The sequence below is a fragment of the Pseudomonas sp. AC016 genome (assembly GCF_979253365.1).
The window spans coordinates 4,885,146-4,905,180 of sequence record NZ_CEEDCC010000001.1; the positions used below are offsets into that span (position 1 = coordinate 4,885,146).

19 protein-coding genes and 1 tRNA gene are annotated in these 20,035 nt (G+C 59.6%); 12 read left to right on the forward strand and 8 right to left on the reverse strand.

Annotated elements, in window-relative coordinates:
* The first annotated feature begins 68 nt into the window (after nt 1-68).
* Complete coding sequence (locus AC0IXS_RS22085; protein ID WP_191954219.1) at nt 69-1,289, forward strand: alpha/beta hydrolase family protein; 1,221 nt, start codon at nt 69-71, stop codon at nt 1,287-1,289.
* A gap of 233 nt (nt 1,290-1,522) precedes the next feature.
* The gene (gene nadA, locus AC0IXS_RS22090; RefSeq protein ID WP_025994439.1) at nt 1,523-2,581 is read left to right on the forward strand and encodes a quinolinate synthase NadA; all 1,059 of its coding nucleotides are present in this window, start codon (nt 1,523-1,525) and stop codon (nt 2,579-2,581) included.
* Nucleotides 2,582-2,658: 77 nt separating this feature from the next.
* Here nadA and AC0IXS_RS22095 read toward each other — a convergent pair whose 3' ends face one another.
* Nucleotides 2,659-4,092 (reverse strand): M48 family metalloprotease, encoded by a 1,434-nt coding sequence (locus AC0IXS_RS22095; protein ID WP_057408889.1) that lies wholly within the window; start codon nt 4,090-4,092, stop codon nt 2,659-2,661.
* Nucleotides 4,093-4,232: 140 nt separating this feature from the next.
* On the opposite strand from AC0IXS_RS22095, the gene AC0IXS_RS22100 reads away from it, so the two are divergent.
* Complete coding sequence (locus tag AC0IXS_RS22100; protein WP_057408890.1) at nt 4,233-4,484, forward strand: sulfurtransferase TusA family protein; 252 nt, start codon at nt 4,233-4,235, stop codon at nt 4,482-4,484.
* Between the two features lie 30 nt (nt 4,485-4,514).
* Entirely contained in the window at nt 4,515-5,585 is a 1,071-nt protein-coding gene (locus tag AC0IXS_RS22105) for an AI-2E family transporter (RefSeq protein WP_004879201.1), read from the forward strand.
* A gap of 51 nt (nt 5,586-5,636) precedes the next feature.
* On the opposite strand, the gene AC0IXS_RS22110 is transcribed toward AC0IXS_RS22105, so the two are convergent.
* The gene (locus tag AC0IXS_RS22110; RefSeq protein WP_191957140.1) at nt 5,637-6,110 is read right to left on the reverse strand and encodes a peroxiredoxin; all 474 of its coding nucleotides are present in this window, start codon (nt 6,108-6,110) and stop codon (nt 5,637-5,639) included.
* A 9-nt stretch (nt 6,111-6,119) separates the two neighbouring features.
* Nucleotides 6,120-6,683: a glycine cleavage system transcriptional repressor gene (locus tag AC0IXS_RS22115; RefSeq protein ID WP_004879204.1), complete on the reverse strand. Its 564-nt coding sequence runs from the start codon at nt 6,681-6,683 to the stop codon at nt 6,120-6,122.
* 325 nt (nt 6,684-7,008) lie between these two features.
* Here AC0IXS_RS22115 and dapA point away from each other — a divergent pair, with 325 nt between their 5' ends.
* From dapA to AC0IXS_RS22150, 7 genes are all read left to right on the forward strand, one after another.
* The gene (dapA, locus tag AC0IXS_RS22120; protein WP_004879206.1) at nt 7,009-7,887 is read left to right on the forward strand and encodes a 4-hydroxy-tetrahydrodipicolinate synthase; all 879 of its coding nucleotides are present in this window, start codon (nt 7,009-7,011) and stop codon (nt 7,885-7,887) included.
* A gap of 18 nt (nt 7,888-7,905) precedes the next feature.
* Nucleotides 7,906-9,024 carry an outer membrane protein assembly factor BamC gene (gene bamC / locus AC0IXS_RS22125; RefSeq protein WP_057408891.1) on the forward strand — a complete coding sequence of 373 codons (1,119 nt, stop codon included), beginning with the start codon at nt 7,906-7,908 and terminating at the stop codon, nt 9,022-9,024.
* Complete coding sequence (locus AC0IXS_RS22130) at nt 9,025-9,783, forward strand: MBL fold metallo-hydrolase (RefSeq protein ID WP_025994436.1); 759 nt, start codon at nt 9,025-9,027, stop codon at nt 9,781-9,783.
* 28 nt (nt 9,784-9,811) lie between these two features.
* Nucleotides 9,812-10,522 (forward strand): phosphoribosylaminoimidazolesuccinocarboxamide synthase, encoded by a 711-nt coding sequence (gene purC, locus AC0IXS_RS22135; RefSeq protein WP_025994435.1) that lies wholly within the window; start codon nt 9,812-9,814, stop codon nt 10,520-10,522.
* A gap of 92 nt (nt 10,523-10,614) precedes the next feature.
* Nucleotides 10,615-10,704 (forward strand) — tRNA-Ser (locus AC0IXS_RS22140).
* Between the two features lie 241 nt (nt 10,705-10,945).
* On the forward strand, nt 10,946-11,248 hold the full coding sequence (locus AC0IXS_RS22145; protein WP_122550801.1) for a type II toxin-antitoxin system MqsR family toxin: 303 nt from the start codon (nt 10,946-10,948) through the stop codon (nt 11,246-11,248).
* Between the two features lie 2 nt (nt 11,249-11,250).
* Complete coding sequence (locus tag AC0IXS_RS22150; protein ID WP_025994913.1) at nt 11,251-11,652, forward strand: type II toxin-antitoxin system MqsA family antitoxin; 402 nt, start codon at nt 11,251-11,253, stop codon at nt 11,650-11,652.
* A 16-nt stretch (nt 11,653-11,668) separates the two neighbouring features.
* On the opposite strand, the gene AC0IXS_RS22155 is transcribed toward AC0IXS_RS22150, so the two are convergent.
* The 4 genes from AC0IXS_RS22155 to xylA all read right to left on the reverse strand — a co-directional run bounded on the left by AC0IXS_RS22155 (nt 11,669) and on the right by xylA (nt 16,946).
* The gene (locus AC0IXS_RS22155) at nt 11,669-12,805 is read right to left on the reverse strand and encodes a sugar ABC transporter permease (RefSeq protein WP_058432013.1); all 1,137 of its coding nucleotides are present in this window, start codon (nt 12,803-12,805) and stop codon (nt 11,669-11,671) included.
* Nucleotides 12,806-14,362, reverse strand: coding sequence for a D-xylose ABC transporter ATP-binding protein (xylG, locus tag AC0IXS_RS22160; protein WP_122667620.1), 1,557 nt, complete (start codon nt 14,360-14,362; stop codon nt 12,806-12,808).
* Between the two features lie 96 nt (nt 14,363-14,458).
* Nucleotides 14,459-15,460 (reverse strand): D-xylose ABC transporter substrate-binding protein, encoded by a 1,002-nt coding sequence (xylF, locus tag AC0IXS_RS22165; protein ID WP_122435725.1) that lies wholly within the window; start codon nt 15,458-15,460, stop codon nt 14,459-14,461.
* Between the two features lie 169 nt (nt 15,461-15,629).
* Nucleotides 15,630-16,946: a xylose isomerase gene (xylA, locus tag AC0IXS_RS22170; protein ID WP_025994917.1), complete on the reverse strand. Its 1,317-nt coding sequence runs from the start codon at nt 16,944-16,946 to the stop codon at nt 15,630-15,632.
* Nucleotides 16,947-17,109: 163 nt separating this feature from the next.
* On the opposite strand from xylA, the gene AC0IXS_RS22175 reads away from it, so the two are divergent.
* Complete coding sequence (locus AC0IXS_RS22175; protein WP_449124062.1) at nt 17,110-18,303, forward strand: XylR family transcriptional regulator; 1,194 nt, start codon at nt 17,110-17,112, stop codon at nt 18,301-18,303.
* A gap of 34 nt (nt 18,304-18,337) precedes the next feature.
* Here the strand turns inward: AC0IXS_RS22175 and AC0IXS_RS22180 are convergent, their stop codons facing one another.
* A complete protein-coding gene (locus AC0IXS_RS22180) occupies nt 18,338-19,708 on the reverse strand; it encodes a GntT/GntP/DsdX family permease (RefSeq protein WP_122446964.1) in 1,371 nt (456 codons plus the stop codon).
* Between the last annotated feature and the right edge of the window lie 327 nt (nt 19,709-20,035).

A 20,035-nucleotide genomic window follows, 5' to 3' on the forward strand; every position in this document is an offset into this window, starting at 1 on the left:
GGCATTAAATATAATTAATGCTTAACCCACGTCGAAACGCCCACGCTCGGGTATTTGGAGGTTTGGAAATGCACCTTTCCCGGTTATTGCGCCTTCGCTCGGCCAGCGCCTTGTTCATCTTCTTGCTGGTGCTGCAAGGTGGATGTACTGATGCAGCCGTCATGCCTTCGGGGGAGGGGGCGGTTCCTGACTTCTACACATGGACCGACGGCGTGCCAGCCGCGCCCGGGACGATGCTTCGATCCGAGCCATTGCCCATGGCGCAAAGCCTTGGCAATGCAGTTACCCATATCCGGTTCCTGTACACCTCGACCGATGGTCTCGAAAGCACAAGGCAGGTTGTCGTCTCTGCAGCTTTATTCATACCCGAAGGAAGCCCGCCAGTGGGCGGCTGGCCGCTGATGGCGTGGGCACATGGCACGGTGGGCAGTGCCGATATCTGCGCTCCCTCTTTCGCGGGTCGCAGTCCGCGTGACACTCGTTACCTGAATCAGTGGCTTGCACAAGGCTATGCTGTGGTCGCGACCGATTATCAGGGGCTCGGAACGCCTGGGCAGCACCCTTATGGGCTGACACGTCCGCTCGCGTTTGACATCCTCGACAGTATTCGAGCTGTCATGGGCGGCGGTTTCCATCTCTCGAAACGAGTTGTGGTATTTGGCCAGTCTCAGGGCGGACGGGCAGCGTTTGCGACGGCGGTCTATGCCAGTACGTATGCGCCTGAGTTGAACATCGCCGGTGTGGTCGCGACAGGCACGCCTTATGCCGGTGTGCAAAAACGATCGGGCGTAGCGGTTGGATCAACGCCTTCGACGTTCTCCTACAACCTGTTGAGGCTCAGCACCGGCGCGCTGCTCGATCCGTCCTTTGTGCCTGCCGACTACTTGAGTGAACGTGCCGTTGCTGCGTTCAAACTCAGCCAGCGCGCCTGCCTCCATAACATCGAACAGCAAGTCATTGCGGATCACCTCACCTTCGACAACGGCTTCAAGCGCTCACCAAAGCGAGTGCTCGACCTGATAAACCGTGCGTCAGCCTATCCGACGTTGAAGTCGGATATTCCAGTCTTTATCGGGACCGGCGGGCAGGATCACGATGTTTCGGTGGCCCAGCAAACAGCATTGGTCGCTGATGCCTGTAAAGCGGGCAGCCGGATCGAATGGCATCTTTATCCGGACCTGGACCATTCGGGCGCTGTTAATGGCTCGCTGGTCGATTCGATAAAGTTTGTTCGGAAGGCTTTCTCAGGGGAGAACATAACGGGTAACTGTAAGGCAGCCGGTTATTGATCATCTACTATCGGTCTATGGATAAGAGTCATTCTCATCATATTGGCCATCCTGAAAACTACTGTTAAATCAGTTTTTTAAAGTTAGAATCGGCACCGATTCAACACGCAGGCCAGACACCTGCGTCAGTGCCGGAAGGTCCCGTCCCAATGGGCGTTGCGGCACTTTTTCGATGCCTGTCTTTCGGGTGTAAACTTGCCTTTCGCGCTCAGGCGCCCTCAGGTCCCGCGAACATGACACAGATTTCCGAACGCTTTCTGGTACAAGCGCATCTTGATGCCAAGCAGCCCAAGACGCTAAGCCCGGAAGAGCAGGCGCATTACCGCGCCGAAATCGCAGCCGAGCTCAAGAAGCAGGACGCGGTGCTGGTGGCTCACTATTATTGCGATCCGGTGATTCAGGCACTGGCCGAGGAAACCGGTGGCTGTGTGGCTGACTCGCTGGAAATGGCGCGTTTCAGCAACAATCACAAAGCCAGTACCGTGCTGGTGGCTGGCGTGCGTTTCATGGGCGAGACGGCCAAGATCCTCAACCCGGAAAAGCGCGTGTTCATGCCGACGCTGGAAGCGACGTGCTCGCTGGATGTCGGTTGTCCGGTGGACGAGTTCTCGGCGTTCTGCGATCAGCATCCGGAGCGCACTGTAGTCGTTTACGCCAACACCTCGGCCGCAGTCAAAGCCCGCGCTGACTGGGTCGTGACCTCGGGCTGCGCTCTGGAAATCGTCGAGAGCCTGATGGACAACGGCGAGAAGATCATCTGGGCGCCGGACAAGCACCTGGGGCGCTACATCCAGCGCGAAACCGGTGCCGACATGCTGCTCTGGGACGGAGCCTGTATCGTCCACGAGGAATTCAAATCCAAGCAGCTCGAGGATATGAAGGCGCTGTATCCCGAAGCGGCGATTCTGGTCCACCCGGAGTCGCCGGAAGCTGTCATCGAACTCGCCGACGTCGTGGGCTCTACCAGCCAGATGATCGCCGCCGCACAACGTTTGCCGAACAAGACCTTCATCGTGGCCACCGACCGCGGAATCTTCTACAAGATGCAGCAGCTGTGCCCGGACAAGATCTTCATCGAAGCGCCAACGGCCGGTAATGGCGCGGCGTGCCGCAGTTGCGCGCACTGTCCGTGGATGGCGATGAACACCCTTGAACGCACGTTGCAGTGCCTGAGAGAGGGCTCCAACGAGATATTCGTCGATCCTGCGGTCATTCCCAATGCTGTACGTCCGTTGCAGCGCATGCTGGATTTCACCCATGCAGCGCGCATGAAACAGGCGGGCAATGCCTGACAGGGCTGACAAACGCAAACAAAAAGCCCGACTCGACTGTCGGGCTTTTTGTTTTCGGTACTGGTGTTACAGCGCAGTCAGTTCATCATTTCCTTGACCATGCGTTCTTGCTCGATCAGGTCCTTCTGCCGCGCATCGATGCGTGAAGCCAGCTGAAAGTTGTTGGCCGAGCGACGCTTGGCGAAATCGAGTTGCTGAATCGCCTGACGGAAGTCACCGACCAGCGCGAAGTACTCGGCGCGAGCCTGATGCAGGCCCACCGTATTGCCATTCAGGCCACGAGTTTCGGCCACGACATACCAGATGTCCGGATCGTCAGGGCGGGTCTTCAGCAACGCCTCAAGACTTTTTTCGGCTTCGGCGGTGCGGTTCTGCTTGAGCAGCACGTCGATACGCACATCGTTGAGTGGGTAGCTGTTCGGGTACAGCGTCAGCATGCGGTCGACCCGTTGCTGCGCGTCGGGCAGGCGGTTGTTGGTGATGTCCAGTTCGATCTGCGTCAGGTTGTAGGTGATGTCATTCGGTGATTTTTCCAGCAGCGGCTTGAGGCTCTCGCGGGCCTCGTTGAGCTGGCCACCCTTGATCTGTGCGATGGCCAGGCCATAGCGCGCGGCTTCGGATTTCGGGTTTTCAACCAACTGGGCGCGGAAGCGCTTGGCAGCAATGCCGGGTGTTTCCTCGTAGATCAGCGCAACTCGTGCACGCATCAGTTGATACAGCACGCTGTCTTCCTTGCCGCCCGGTTTGGCCTGCTCGGCGCGGTTGCGGGTATCGGCAATCCGCGATTCGCTGACCGGGTGAGTCAGCAGAAACTCAGGTGGCCTGGCATCGAACCGATACTGACGCATCAAGCGCTCGAACATGGTCGGCATGTTGCGTGGGTCATAACCGGCCTTTTCCAGATTGAGGATGCCGATGCGGTCGGCCTCCTGCTCGTTCTGGCGTGAGAAACGACGCTGTTCCTGGATGGCGGCAGCCTGTGAACCTGCAATGGCGGCGATGCCGGCATCACCGGCACCGGCGGCAGCCATCACGATACCGGCCAGCATGGCGGCCATGACCGGCACCTGCATGCGCTGCTGCGCTTCGATGCCTCGGGCAAAGTGGCGCTGCGACAAGTGGGCGAGTTCGTGGGCGAGTACCGAAGCGTATTCGCCTTCGGTCTGGGCGTTGAGAAACAGACCGCCGTTGACGCCGATGATCCCGCCGGGTGCGGCGAAGGCGTTCAATTGGGGGCTGTTGATCAGAATGAATTCGAGGCGCCGGTCCTGGACCTGACTGGTTTCGGCCAGGCGATAGACCGTCGTTTCGACGTAATCCTTGAGCTGCGGATCCGAGAGCTGGCTGACCTGACCACGCAACAGGCCCAGCCAGGCACGGCCCAACTTGTGTTCCTGCTCGGGGGAAACGATGGAAGAACTCGCGTCGCCAAGGGATGGCAGGTCATCGGCCATGCTCGGTACGGAAAACAGGCAGGCGAGCGTGAGCAGTGTAGGACGCAAAAAATTCATGCACGGAGCTCTTTTCTGAAGAGCCTGTACTGTAGCTGGCTAAATGGCGTGCTGACCAGAGTGAGGTATTCTTGCTGGCTGGCCAGCGATGCCTTTCGCAGCCTGCTTTGTAATTCGATGTGTCTGCCAGGAGAGAAACGATGTCTGACCCATTAACGCGCCCCGAGGCGTGTGACGCCGAGCTCGATGCGAGCGGGCTCAACTGTCCGTTGCCCCTGCTCAAGGCCAAGATGGAGCTCAACCGTCTGGCCAGCGGTGCCGTGCTGAAGGTCATCGCGACCGATGCCGGTTCCCAGCGTGATTTCCGTACGTTTGCCCGACTGGCTGGCCATGAACTTGTGCATGAAGAAGTGGAGGCGGGTGTCTACCGTTACTGGTTGCGCAAAGCCTGATTGCCGCGATTTTTTCGAAAAGGATGTTTGATGTTCAATGTGCTTCGCGGTTGGGTGCAGCGCTACTTCTCTGATGAAGAAGCCGTGGTGCTGGCTGTTCTTTTGTTCTTGGCGTTCACTCTGGTGCTCACGCTGGGCGGCATGCTGGCACCGGTCCTGGCCGGGCTGGTTCTGGCGTTCCTGATGCAGGGCGTGGTCAATTTTCTGGAGCGATTTCGCATTCCGGAAGTGGCCGCCGTAGGGTTCGTGTTCGCCTTGTTCATCGGCGCGCTGCTGGTGTTCCTGCTGGTGCTGGTGCCACTGCTCTGGCACCAGCTCATTACGCTGTTCAACGAACTGCCGGGCATGCTCGCGAAGTGGCAGTCCCTGCTGCTATTGCTGCCGGAGCGCTATCCGCACCTGGTGTCCGATGAACAAGTGCTGCAGGCCATCGAGGTCGCTCGTGGGGAGATCGGCAAGTTCGGCCAACTGGCAGTCACCTTGTCCCTGTCGAGTCTGCCGCTGGTGGTCAACCTGATGATCTATCTGGTGCTGGTGCCGATTCTGGTGTTCTTCTTTCTCAAGGACCGCCGCATGATCGGGCGTTGGGCGCGGGGTTATCTGCCGCGCGAGCGGGCGCTGCTCAATCGCGTCGCTGAAGAAATGAATCGCCAGATCGCCAACTATATCCGTGGCAAGGTGATCGAGATCTTCATCTGTGGCGGCGTGACCTACATCGCGTTCGTCGCGCTGGGGCTCAATTACGCCGCGCTGCTGGCGATGCTGGTCGGTATTTCTGTCGTCGTGCCTTATGTGGGCGCGGTGGTGGTGACTGTGCCTGTAGCGCTGATCGGTCTGTTTCAGTGGGGTTGGGGTGATCAGTTCATCTACCTGATGATGGTGCACGGCATCATTCAGGCGCTGGATGGCAACGTGTTGGTGCCGCTGCTGTTCTCCGAGGCGGTCAACCTGCATCCGGTCGCAATCATCTGCGCCGTATTGCTGTTCGGCGGTTTGTGGGGTTTCTGGGGGATTTTCTTCGCGATCCCGCTGGCGACCCTGTTCAAGGCCGTCCTCGATGCCTGGCCGCGCAATGAGCCGACGGTGGCGCCATTGCTGTAGCGTCGGGCGAAGGTCGCTGCGGTGCGTTGCGCGCCGCAGCGATGTGTCACATCAGGCCTTGTTCAGGGCTTCAGCCTGGGCCAGCACTTCGGCCACGTGGCCCGGCACTTTCACACCACGCCATTCCTGACGCAGCACGCCTTCCTTGTCGATCAGGAAGGTGCTGCGATCAACGCCAAGGTATTCCTTGCCGTACAGCTTCTTGAGCTTGATCACATCGAACAGCTTGCAGACCACCTCGTCCTTGTCCGAAATCAGCTCGAACGGGAACGATTGCTTGGCCTTGAAATTCTCGTGGGTCTTCAGGCTGTCGCGGGAAACGCCCAGCACGACGGTGTTGGCAGCCTGGAACTGCGCGATGTGATCGCGAAAGTCCTGGCCCTGCGTGGTGCAGCCCGGCGTGTTGTCTTTCGGATAGAAATAGATCACCACCTGCTGGCCCTTGAGCTCTGACAGGGTGACGGTCTGGCCGCTGGTGGCGGCTGCCTGGAAGTCGGGAACGGATTGATCTACTGCAACGGCCATGAGGATTCCTTACATCGGGGCTTGTGGGCGCCAGGGTTCGATCAGCGCGTCGAGATTCAGTGCGTCGGCAAAATCGAGGAACTGATCACGCAGCCAGCTGATTTGCGTGCCGGCAGGCAGCGTGACGGTGAAGGTGGCATTGAGCATGGTGCCGCCTGTCTGCGGCGCCTGATAGGTGTCGCAGATCAGGTTTTCCAGTTCGACGTTATGGTCGATGAAGAACTGGCACAGCTCGTTGATGATGTCCGGGCGGTACGCCGAGCTGACGTAGGCCACGTAGGGCAGGGCTTCCGGGCGGCTCTCGGAGGTGGCACTGCGCACGACGCTGATCGTGAACGCATGCTTCTTGGCAAGGCCCGGCAGGCCGGTCTCCAGGCGCGCCAGGGCATCCCAGCTGCCTGCAACCTGAAGGATCAGTGCGCTGCACTCGCCGTGGCGGGTCAGGCGCGAGGTAACCACCGAGCAGCGATTTTCATGGCTGGCTCGGCACAGGACGTTGGTCAGCTCCATGGGGTTTGCGCCAAGGGCACTGATGACAAGGAATTGTTCGCGAACTGTGGGGGTGGACGACATGCAGCATTCCTAGACGATGAGCGGTCGGTACTTTTTTGGTCTTGCGGGGCTTTTTCGACAATCGAGAGCGCGAGACACCGACCTGAGCCCCGGTGCGTCTGGCGTGCATGGCCTGGCCATGGCTGGGCTGGAACGCGCTGGGGCGGGGCTTCTGGCGACAAATTCGACCGATTGAGCGAGGTGCGCAGGTGACCAGTACCGATCAAAGGACGAAGGGTAGCGAAAACCATCGCTCAGGGGAATGCTCAGAGCGCGGTACTTCGCTTGTACAAGCATGATAGCGCCAGTACCATTACGGCTCTCTTTTTCCGGCAGGAGCGGTTGCATGATTGCGGGCAGTATGGTGGCACTGGTCACACCCATGGATGCACAAGGTCGTCTGGACTGGGACAGCCTGAGCAAACTGGTGGACTTCCACTTGCAAGAGGGCACCAACGCCATTGTTGCCGTCGGCACCACAGGCGAGTCGGCGACGCTCGATGTGAACGAGCACATCGAAGTCATCCGTCGCGTGGTCGATCAGGTGGCTGGACGCATTCCGGTGATTGCCGGCACAGGCGCCAATTCGACGCGTGAAGCGGTCGAGCTGACCACCAACGCCAAGACCGCAGGTGCCGACGCGTGCCTGCTGGTGACGCCTTACTACAACAAGCCGACCCAGGAAGGCCTGTTCCAGCATTTCAGCCATATCGCCAATGCGGTCGACATTCCGCAGATTCTCTACAACGTGCCGGGCCGTACTGCTTGCGACATGCTGCCAGAGACCGTGGTGCGCCTGTCTGCCGTGAAGAACATCATCGGCATCAAGGAAGCCACAGGTAACCTGCAGCGCGCCCGTGACATCCTGGCAGGCGTCAGCAGCGACTTCCTGGTCTACTCCGGCGACGACGCCACTGCCGTCGAATTGATGCTGCTGGGTGGAAAGGGCAATATCTCCGTCACCGCCAACGTTGCACCGCGCGCCATGAGCGATCTGTGCGCTGCGGCCATGCGTGGCGATGCCGAAGCGGCCCGTGCGATCCACGAAAAGCTGATGCCGCTCAACAACACACTGTTTATCGAATCCAACCCTATCCCCGTGAAGTGGGCGTTGCATGAAATGGGTCTGATGCCGGACGGTATCCGTCTGCCGCTCACCTGGCTCAGCGAAGCCTGTCACGAACCGCTGCGACAGGCCATGCGCCAGTCCGGCGTCCTGGTTTAATTGAGGAAGTACTACGCAATGAAGCGATTGGCCGGACTTTCTGCACTTGCCTTGATTATCTCCAGCACCAGCGGTTGCGGTTGGCTCTGGGGCGAAGACGGTTATTTCCGTGATCGCGGCAGTGATTACCTTCAAGCGTCCCAGACAGCACCGATGCAGGTGCCTGCGGACGTCTCCGGCGTCAAGCGCCTTGACCCGCTGCTGCCGATCCCGCGCAACGTCGCCGACAGCACGCAGAAGGACGGTGAATACGTCGTTCCGCGTCCGTTGCCGCTGGGAACCGCCTCCGAGTCCAGCGACTTCAGTCTGCAGAAGAGCGGTGACGCTCACTGGATTCTGGCTCAGCGCCAGCCTGCCGAAGTCTGGCCGGTTGCCCACCAGTACTTCGAAGACAACGGTTTCCGCATCGCTGAAGAGCGTCCGCAGACCGGTGAATTCAGCTCATCGTGGCAGCGCCTCGACGAACTGTCCGCTTCAGTGGCCAAACGTCTGACCGCCAGCGGCGTGTCAGCCGACTCGGAAACCCGCGTGCGGGTCCGTATCGAACCGGGCGTGCAGCGCAACACCAGCGAAGTCTATGTGGTCAGCGTCGAACGCCCTGCAGGCAGCACTGCCGATGTGGCGTTCCCGAATCGCACCACCAACCTGGGTCTGGACGCAGCGCTGACCGACGATCTGCTGGCCAGCATGAGCCGCAACGCCGAGAAGGGCGGTTCCATCTCCCTGCTGGCCGCGCGTGACTTCGACACCCCGAGCCGTGTCGCCCTGAGCGAAGACGGCAGCGGCAACCCGGTCCTGAACCTGGGTGCCGATCTGGATCGTGCATGGTCGAGTGTCGGCCGTGCACTGGATCAGGGTGACTGGCGTGTCGAAGACATCAACCGCAGCCTGGGCCTGTATTACATCAACCTCGCAGAGAAGGCCCAGAAGCCTGAAAATGAGCCTGGCTTCTTCGGCCGCATGTTCGGCAGCAAGAGCAGCAAGGAAGAGATCGATGCACGCGCCGAGCGCTATCAGGTTCGCCTGAGCAAGGTGGGTGACAACGTTCAGGTCACGGTCGAGAAGAACATCAATACCGTTGCGCCGGCAGATGTTGCCCGCCGCGTATTGAGCGTTATTCAAGACAACCTGGGTTAAGTGCGCTTCGCGGTTCTGGGCAGCGGCAGCCGTGGCAACGGCACGCTGGTCGCAAGCAACGATACGTACGTGTTGGTCGATTGCGGTTTCTCCCTGCGGGAAACCGAGCGACGCCTGGCTCGCCTGGGTGTCGCGGGCGAGCAACTGAGCGCGATTCTGGTGACCCACGAACATGCCGATCACGTGCATGGAGTGGGTTTGCTGTCTCGGCGTTACAATTTGCCGGTGTACCTCAGTGGCGGCACCTTGCGCGGGATGCGCAAGCCGGTCGAGGCGGCCGGATTGCTCGCAGGTGGCGAGCGATTGCAGGTCGGCGGGCTGGACATCGATGTGGTGTCCGTCTCGCACGATGCGCTCGAACCCACGCAGTTCGTCTTCAATGACGGGCGACGCCGCTTTGGCCTGTTGACCGATCTGGGGTCGTATTGCCCGAACGTGCTGCAGCGTTATCACGGCCTGGATGCCTTGATGATCGAAGCCAACCACTGCCGCGACATGCTTGCCCGAGGCCATTACCCGGTCTTTCTCAAGCAGCGCGTAGGCTGTGAAACAGGACATTTGAACAACCATCAGGCCGCCAACCTGGTGAGCGAACTGGGATGGCAGAGCTTGCAGCACCTCGTGCTGGCTCATCTCAGCAGCAAGAACAACCTGCCGCATCTGGCCCGGCAATGTTTTGTCGACACCCTCGGGTGCGACCCGGACTGGCTGCAATTGGCCGATCAAGATTCAGGGCTCGACTGGCGACACATCGCCTAGCCCAACTACTTAGCAAGCGGAGCCCATCATGGAAAAACGTGAAGAACTCTACCGCGGCAAAGCCAAATCGGTTTACAAGACCGACGACGCTGACCGCTTGATCCTGCTGTTCCGTAACGACACCTCGGCGTTCGACGGCAAGCGCATCGAACAGCTGGACCGCAAAGGCATGGTGAACAACAAGTTCAACGCCTTCATCATGCAGAAGCTGGAAGAAGCGGGCGTTCCGACCCAATTCGACAAGCTGCTGGGCGACAACGAGTGCCTGGTCAAGAAACTGGACATGATCCCGGTCGAGTGCGTTGTGCGTAACTACGCTGCTGGCAGCCTGGTCAAGCGCCTGGGCATCGAAGAGGGCACCAAGCTCGATCCGTACACTTTCGAACTGTTCCTCAAGGACGACGCCAAGGGCGACCCGTTCATCAACGAATCCCACGTCGTGGCATTCGGTTGGGGCACCGCCGAGCAACTGGTCCGCATGAAAGAGCTGTCGCTCAAGGTCAACGAAGTCCTGCAGAAGCTGTTCGACGATGCTGGCCTGCTGCTGGTCGACTTCAAGCTTGAGTTCGGTGTGTTCCACGGCGAAATCGTCCTGGGCGACGAATTCAGCCCCGACGGCTGCCGCCTGTGGGACAAGGACACCCGCAAGAAAATGGACAAGGACCGCTTCCGCCAGGGCCTCGGTGATGTCATCGAAGCCTACGAAGAAGTCGCCAACCGTCTGGGCGTACCGCTTTAAGCTGTAAAAACGACGCAAGCGTTTGATAGCACGAAAAAAAATGGCCTTAGGGCTTCGCGTTACGTCTCGATGCTGTTATGATGCGCGCCGTTGGAGAGATGCCAGAGTGGCCGAATGGGACGGATTCGAAATCCGTTGTACCTTCACCGGTACCTAGGGTTCGAATCCCTATCTCTCCGCCATATACTTAAAGCCCCAGAAGCGATGCTTCTGGGGCTTTTTCGTTTCCGTTCTGTTAGGGCTGTTGAGACAAATTCGTGGGTGTGACGAGTTCCGGCATGTTTTGACGCATCTTTCCCTTACCGTTTAGGCCGCACCGAACAGATCAACAACCTCTGTTACGCCCAGCTACAAACCCAGCCTAGCCTGCGCTAGTCATCTCAATTAACCTACTTGCCAATTTAAACCAAGTAGGTTAATTTTTTGAGCGTTGAGAAAAGGACACCTCACTGCAAACTGACTGTCGTCAGAAGCCTGATTGAAGCGGGGAAGGTCCGCTCGACGCGCTCGGCTCTGATGGGGGGCGCGGCGCTGGGCTTCGATTTTGACGACATTGTCGGGATCGTCAGAGCTTTGGCCGCATCAGATTTCTACAAAAGCATGACAACACATGCGGACCATCGGATCTGGCAGGACGTTTATCGTTGCAAGACGGTTGCGGGAGAGGTCTACCTGAAACTTACGGTCATTGATGACGTGCTCATCGTGTCCTTCAAGGAGCTGTGAACATGAAATGCCCATCTTGTGGCGCGGCAGAGTTGGTGCATGACAGGCGTGATATGTCATACGCGTACAAAACCGAATCGACTTTGATTCCCCTGGTGACGGGCGATTATTGCCCTGCGTGTGGCGAGGCGATCCTGGATTCGATCGAATCCATCCGGGTCAGCACTGCGATGCTTGAGTTCAACAAGCAGGTGAACGCTTCGATTGTGGACCCGGCGTTCATCACCACGGTTCGCAAGAAGCTGGCGCTTGATCAGCGCGAGGCGGCGGAAATTTTCGGCGGAGGTGTCAATGCGTTTTCACGCTATGAAAACGGCAAGACGAAACCGCCCCTTGCATTGATCAAGCTGCTCAGGCTGCTGGATCGACACCCCGAGCTTCTGAGCGAAGTCCGAACAGCTTAGCGGCTTCAACCCCAGTCTACCGCCGCCCCGTCCGCGTACTCACATCCACCCAGACCGCCAGCACCAGAATGCTGCCCTTCACAATCATCTGCCAGTAACTGTCCACATCCAGCATGGACATGCCGTTGTCCAGACTCGTGATCACCAGCGCCCCCAGCAGCGCGCCGTAGACCGTGCCGGAGCCGCCGCGCATGGAGGTGCCGCCAATGAAGCAGGCGGCGATGGCGTCGAGTTCGCCCATGTTGCCGGCCGACGGCGAGCCTGCCGCGAGGCGGGCGGTGTTGACCATGCCGGCAAGGGCGCACATGACGCCCATGATGCCGAAGATCCACAGTTTGACGGCTTGTACGTTGATGCCGGACAGGCGTGTGGCTTCCATGTTGCTGCCCACCGAATAGACGCGGCGGCCGAACACGGTCTGGCTGGTGACGTAGCTGAATACGCCCAGCAGGACCAGCAGAAGCAGCACGGGCACCGGAATTCCGTCGTAGCTGTTGAGGGTGTAGACGAAGCCTGCCACCACGGCGCCGATCAGCACGACGCGGGTGGCGTCACGAGCCATGGAGTGGGCGGCCAAGCCGTGCAGGGCGCGGTTGCGGCGTTGTCGCCAGGTGAGGAACAAGGTGAGGGCGAAGAGGACGATGCCCAGGCCCGTGCCGACCGCATGTGGCAGGTAGCCCTGGCCGACGTACACCAACTCCGGCGAGACCGGCGCGATGGTGGTGCCGCCGGTGATGCCCAGCAGAATGCCGCGGAACGCCAGCATGCCGCCCAGGCCGACGATGAACGACGGGATGCGCAGGTAGGCGGTCATGTAGCCGTTGGCCAGGCCGATCATCAATCCGCACAGGGCGACGATGCTCAGGTTGGCGAGCAGCGGTATGTGGTAGATCACGTCGAGAATAGCCGCCAGGCCGCCCAGCAGGCCGAGCAATGAGCCTACCGACAGGTCGATCTCGCCGCTGATGATTACCAGCACCATACCGCAGGCGAGGATGCCGGTGATCGACATTTGCCGCAGCAGGTTGGACAGATTGCGCGGGGTCAGAAAACCGCCTTCGGTCTGCCAGCTGAAGAACAGCCAGATGATCGCCACGGCGATGACCAGTGCGAGCATTTTGTAGCGGGAAAAAAGCTGTTTGACCTGATTCATCTACGCGGTCTTCCGATCATTATTGTTATGGCCATCGGGGTGGCTGAGCGCGGCAGCGAGCACCTGTTCCTGGGTGAGATCCTGATTGATGAAGTCGCCGCGCAACTGACCTTCGCCGATCACCAGTACGCGGTCGGAGACACCCAGCACTTCAGCCAGCTCCGAGGACACCATGATGATTGACACACCAGCAGCTGCCAGCGCGCCCATCAGTTTGTAGATCTCGTATTTGGCTCCGACATCGACGCCTCGGGTGGGCTCATCGAGAATCAGCACGCGCGGCTTGGTGAGCAGCATCTTGGCCAGCACGGCCTTCTGCTGATTGCCACCGGACAGGCTGGTGATCGGCAGGAACGGGCTCGCGGTCTTGAGGTGCATGCGCGTGATTTCCCGGTCGATGCTGCCCAGTTCGGCTTCAGCGTCGATGCGGGTCATCTTCGAGTAGCTGTCCAGCACGGCGAGGGTGATGTTCTGGCCCACGCCCAGGTCCGGAATGATGCCCTGACGCTTGCGGTCTTCCGGGACCATGCACAGCCCGGCGCGAATCGATTTGAGTGGCGTGCGCGTGTCGATCTGCCGCCCCTCAAGCCAGACCTCGCCTTCGTAGCGACCGGGATAGGCACCGAACAGCGCAGAGACCAGTTCCGTGCGTCCGGCACCGACCAGCCCGGCAATGCCCAGAATCTCGCCCCGCTTGAGCACGAATGAGATGTCGTCTACGCGTTTGCGCTTCGGGTTGTCGACGTCGTAGCAAGTGAAGTGGCGCGCTTCGAACATCACTTCGCCCACGTCGTGCGGCTCGGTGGGGTAGAGGTTGCTCATTTCCCGGCCGACCATCTGGGTGATGATCTTCGGGATGTCCATGTCGGCCATCGCGGTGGTGGCGATGTGTTTGCCGTCGCGAATCACCGAAATGGTGTCGCATACCGCAGCGACTTCATCGAGCTTATGGGAGATATAAACGCACGCCACTCCCTTGGCCTTCAGATCGCGAATGATGTCCAGCAGCACGTCGATTTCCGAGCGTGTCAGGGCCGAGGAGGGCTCGTCGAGGATCAACAGCCGCGCCTGTTTGTTCAGCGCCTTGGCGATCTCCACCAGTTGCTGGTAGCCGCCGCCGTACTGTGACACCGGCAGCGCCACGTTCATGTCCGGCACTTTCAGTTCACGCATCAGGGCTTCGGCGCGATGGATCATCGCCGGGTAGTTCATGCGCCCGCCGCGAAGGGTCAGCTCGTGGCCCATGAAGATGTTTTCGGCCACCGACAGATCCGGTACGAGAGTCAGTTCCTGATGGATGATGACTATGCCAGCGGCTTCCGTTTCGCTGATCGATTGCGCCTTGAGCGGCTGGCCATCCCAGAGGATTTCACCTTCCCAGGTGCCGTAGGGATAGACCGCTGACAGGACTTTCATCAGCGTGGATTTACCGGCACCGTTTTCGCCGCACAGGCCGACGCATTCACCGGCGCGGACCTTGATGTCGATGCCGTTCAGGGCTTTGACGCCGTCGAAGGTTTTGACGATGCCGTTCATTTGCAGCAGATAATCGGACATGGCGAGGCACTCACAGAGGCAACACAAGACGTATCGCAGGACAGGTCTCATCCGGTCCTGCGGTTCATCCTCAGGCGTTCAAGCGAGCCTGATCGGTCATTGCCCGGCGATCTGCGCCTTGGTGTAGAAGCCGTCCTTTTCCAGCAAGTCGATGTTGTCCTTGGTCAGCGGCGTAGGCGTGAGCAGGATGGTGTCGACCTTCTTGTTGCCGTTGTCGTACTGCGAGCTGTAGGTCGGCTTTTCATTGCGCGCCAGTTGCACCGAGAGTTTGGCGGCTTCCGAGGCGATCAGTTTGAGCGGCTTGTAAACGGTCATGGTCTGGGTGCCGTCGATCACACGCTTGACCGCAGCCAGGTCGGCGTCCTGACCGGAGATAGGTACCTTGCCCGCCAGTTTCTGCGCAGCAAGGGCCTGAATGGCGCCGCCTGCCGTGGCGTCGTTGGAGGCGACGATGCCGTCGATCTTGTTGTTGTTACGGGTAAGGGCGTTTTCGACGATGGCGAGGGCTTCGGTCGGGTTCCATTCCTTGACCCACTGCTGGCCGACAATTTTGACGTCGCCCTTGTCGATGGCCGGTTGCAGCACCTTCATCTGGCCTTCGCGCAGGATCTTGGCGTTGTTGTCGGTAGGCGCGCCGCCGAGCAGGAAATAGTTGCCCTTCGGCGCAGCTTGCAGCACACCGTTGGCCTGCATCTCGCCGACCTTTTCGTTATCGAAGGAGATGTAGGCATCGATGTCGGCGTTGAGGATCAGCCGGTCGTAGGACACCACCTTGATCCCGGCTTTCTTGGCCTCGGCGACGGCGTTGGTCAGCACGGTCGCGTTGAAGGGCACGATGACGATCACATCGACGCCGCGGGAAATAAGGTTTTCAATCTGGGATATCTGCTTCTGCTCATTGGCGTCGGCGGATTGCACATAGACCTTGGCGTTCATCTTTTCCGCTGCCGCGACGAAATAGTCACGGTCCCGGGACCAGCGTTCAAGACGCAGGTCGTCGATGGAAAAGCCGATTTTCGGATTGGCGGAATCGGCCATGGCCGGAAGTGAGAGCAGGGCCAGCGCGCTGGCGAGTAACGTGAGTCGTAGCTTTTTCATGGTGGTGCGTCCTTTTATTGTTGTTTGAAAGACACTGCATGACGTGGAGCAGGTTGCCGGTAAAACTGTAGAGAGTTGCGAGGCGCTGCGAGCAAAGATTTGTCGCGAGAATGTAACCGCTTCGCCGGGCCTGCAGCTCTCTCCAAAGTCTAGCCATTACAGGGTTTGATCAGCGGTAGATGAACCGATTGACCACGTTTTCGAGCATCTCCTGTCGACCGCTGACCGCCTGAGGATTCAGTTCGTCGGCGAAAGCTTTCTGCGCCAGCGATTCAAGGCTGAAATCGCCCGCCAGCACAGCTTTGCCAAACGGCTGCTGCCAGCCCGCGTAGCGTTGATCCTTGAATTTCTGAAGCTGGTCGTTCTGCACCATCGCGGCTGCGCGCTCCAGTGACAGGGCCAGGACATCCATGGCCGCGATATGGCCGTGGAACAGATCCACTTCATCCAGGCTCTGGCGGCGAACCTTGGAGTCGAAGTTGAAGCCGCCATTCTTGAAGCCGCCGGCTTTCAGAATCTCGTACGTGGCGAGGGTCATCTCTTCAACGCTGTTGGGAAACTGGTCCGTGTCCCATCCGTTCTGCGGATCGCCGCGGTTGGCGTCGATGCTGCCGAAGATCCCGAGCGAGACCGCCGTGGCAATTTCGTGGTGGAAGCTATGCCCGGCGAGGGTGGCGTGGTTGGCTTCGATGTTGACCTTGATCTCGTTCTCCAGACCGAACTGCTGCAGGAAACCGAAAACCGTGGCGCTGTCGTAATCGTATTGATGCTTGGTCGGCTCCTGCGGCTTGGGCTCGATCAGCAGATCGCCCTTGAAACCGATCTTGTGCTTGTGCTCGACCACCATGCGCATGAAGCGGCCCAGTTGTTCGCGTTCCTGTTTGAGGTCGGTGTTGAGCAGGGTTTCATAGCCTTCGCGACCGCCCCACAATACGTAGTTCGAGCCTTTGAGGCGCTGGGTGGCGTTCATGGCGCTGAACACTTGAGCGGCGGCGAAGGCGAACACTTCAGGGTCCGGGTTGCTGGCGGCTCCGGCGGCAAAGCGCGGGTTGCTGAAACAGTTGGCCGTGCCCCACAGCAGTTTGATGCCGGTCTCTTCCTGATGGCGCTCCAGGTGATCGATCATCTGCGCGAAGTTGTTGCGATATTCCTTCAGCGAGCTGCCTTCCGGCGCTACATCGGTGTCGTGGAAACAGTAGTAGTCGATACCCAATTTGGAGAAAAACTCGAAGGCCGCTTCAGCCTTGCCGATGGCTTGCTCCATCGGACCTGCGGCGTGCTGCCAGGGGCGCTTGAAAGTGCCTGCACCGAACACGTCCGAGCCTGGCCAGACGAAGGTATGCCAGTAGCAGACCGCCATGCGCAGATGCTCGCGCATGGGTTTGCCGAGGATCAGCTTGTCGGCGTCGTAGTGTTGGAAAGCAAAGGGCGAATCGCTGGCAGGACCTTCATAAACGATCCTGTCGACAGTGGGGAAGTACGACATGGGCGTGTTCCTTATTGTTCTTGGCGGTTTCCCGATACTAGCAACGGCCCTGTCGCCGTTGATTATGAAAGTCACCAACAGGCAGTGCGATTTTGAGTTGAGATATGGCGATCACGCGCCTAGTCTCAGCTCATGGCTCTGCTACCGGATCACTATAAAAACAATGAAAACCGTCCCTCCCGTTCACCGCATTGCGCTGTTGTTCAATGGCAGCAAGATTTACGACCGCGGCATCATCAGCGGCATCGGCAATTACCTGAGCAGTACCCGCGCATCTTGGGACCTGTTCCTTGAGGAGGACTTCCTTTGTCGTCTGCGCGGTATCGAGCGCTGGCAGGGTGACGGGATCATTGCCGACTTCGACGATCCGCTGATTGGCGAGGCGCTGGCCGGGATCAAGTTGCCTGTCGTGGCAGTGGGCGGCAGTTATCAGGATGCCCGGGCGTATCCGAAGGGGATTCCTTACGTCGCGACCGACAACGACGCGCTGATGAAGCTGGCGTACGAGCACTTGATAGAAGCGGGGCTGACCCGTTTCGCCTGCTTCAGCCTGCCGGAGTCACAGGCCAATCGCTGGGCGCAGGAGCGGGAGAAGGCGTTTCGCAGGCTGCTGCAGCGGGACGGGCTGCACGTCGATATCTATCGTGGCATGGGCACCAGCGCGCCGCTCTGGGACAGCGCCGTCGAGCAGCAGATCGCCTGGCTGCAAAGCCTGCCCAAGCCGATTGGCATCATCGCCGTCAGCGACGCCCGCGCCCGGCAGTTGCTGCAAGCCTGCCTGACAGCGGGCATTGCCGTGCCGGAGCAGGTGGCGCTGATCGGCATCGACAACGATCCGCTGACCCGCACCCTGACCCGAGTGCCACTGAGTTCGGTGATCCAGGGCACCGAAACCATGGGCCGGACGGCTGCGCACCTGCTGCATCAAATGCTGCACGGCATGCCGTCCGCCGGGACGCAGATTCTGATACCGCCCGATGCGATCAATGTTCAGGCTTCAAGTCTGCATCAACCTCTGGGCGATCCATACGTGATGCAGGCGCTGCTGTTCATCCGCCAGTACGCATGCCAAGGCATCAAGACTGCGCAAGTGGCAGCCTATGTAGGAATATCGCGGTCCTCGCTGGAATCGCACTTTCGCAAGGTGCGGGGCTGCAGCGTCCACGACGAAATCCTGCGCTTCAAGCTCGCAGCAGCGGCCAGCGGGCTGGAAAATGCCGATTCGGCCATCGCCGACATTGCCCGCGATTGTGGCTTCACCTCGGCGCAGTACCTGCACACGGTGTTCCGCCGCGAGTTCGGTTGCACGCCAAGGGAATATCAGCAGGGTGGGAATGACAGGTTGGTGTCCGTCTGACATAGCGCAAGCTGAGCAGTCATACCGTCATCTCTCACGTCAGCCAATACCACAGCAGCGACGTGCCCACCAATCCGACCACCGACACGATGGTCTGCAGCACCGACCATACCCACAGCGTCTGTTTCAGCTGCAGGCCGAAGTATTCGCGGACCATCCAGAACCCGGCATCGTTGACGTGGCAGAAGAACACCGAGCCTGCGCCGATCACCAGCGCCACCAGCGAGGCCTCGACCGGCGCCAGACCAGCCATCATCGGAGCCAGGATGCCTGCTGTCGTAGTCGTCGCCACGGTGGCGGAGCCGGTGGCCTGACGCAGCGCAACGGCAATCAGCCAGGCCAGCAGCAGATACGGCATGTGCGCGCCTTCGGCCACTTTGCTGATGGTCTGGCTGACACCCGCATCCAGCAGCGTTTGCTTCAGGCCGCCACCGGCACCGATGGTCAGCAGCAACACGGCAATCGGCGCCAGGCTTTTGCGCAAGGTGCCGCCGACATGTTCACGGGAAAGACCATTGGCCCAGCCCAGGCACACGGTTGCCGCCAGCACGGCGATGCTCAGTGCAACGAGCGGTTCACCGAGGAATTTCAAGGTCAGCGCGAAGCTGTTTTCAGGCTCCATCGCCACCTTGGCGAGCGTACTGCCCAGCATCAGAATCACCGGCAGCAGGATGATCAGCAACGACGTGCCAAAGCCTGGCTGGCGGCTGACGTCAGGTTTGGCGCTGAACAGCTTGCCCAGATCGGCAGGCTCTTCGATGTGCATGCGTTTTGACAGCCAGTTACCGTAAAGAGGCCCTGCAAGAATCACCGCAGGGATCGCGACGCAAAGCCCCAACAGCATGGTCAGCCCCAGATCGGCGTGCAAGGCACTGACTGCGATCAACGGACCGGGATGGGGAGGCATCAGCGCGTGCAGTGTCGTCATGCCGGCCAACGCAGGGATGGCGATTTTCAACAATGGCTGACCCGACTGGCGCGCCATGACGAAGATGATCGGCACCATCATCACCAGGCCGACTTCGAAGAACAGCGGCAGGCCGATGACCATCGCCACTACAGCCATGACCCACGGCAGCATCTTGCCCTTGCCCAGGCCGAGCAGGGTAGATGCGATGCGGTCCGCAGCCCCGGACTCGGCCATCAGTGCGCCGAGCATGGCACCCAGAGCGATGATGATGCCGGCCTCGCCCAAAATACCACCCGCGCCTTTGCTGAACGCTTTGGCGACGGCTTCGGCGGGCAGCCCTGCGCCTATCCCGGCGATGAACGTACCGACCAGAATCGACAGAAAAGGCGGGAGTTTGGTGGCACTGATCAACACGATGATCGTGGCGATTGCAATCAGGCAGCAGACAATCAGACGGGTGTCGTGAAACACCCAGGCAGCAGACGACAGATCCAACGCGGGACCCCCTTATCAATCGGTTCTATTCGGGTTCTGGCCAAGGCTTGCCTGGCGGGTATTGATACAATTTGTTGCAATTTATCAAACGATACCCGAATGCGGCGTTGTGTCGCAGTTAATTTTTCACAGGTTTTAGCTGAAGTCGCGGTTGTGCGATGGCAGGAAAATCGAGTGTCGAGACTGTCCTGATGTAATTTCCCAACTCGCCAACTCGCCAACTCGCCAACTCGCCAGCTCAAGTGATGCGTGATGTATCGCGATGCAAAGAGGAATTACCTGCTGACCGGGTTTCGCTTTCAGCCGATGTGATCTATACCTTGGGTT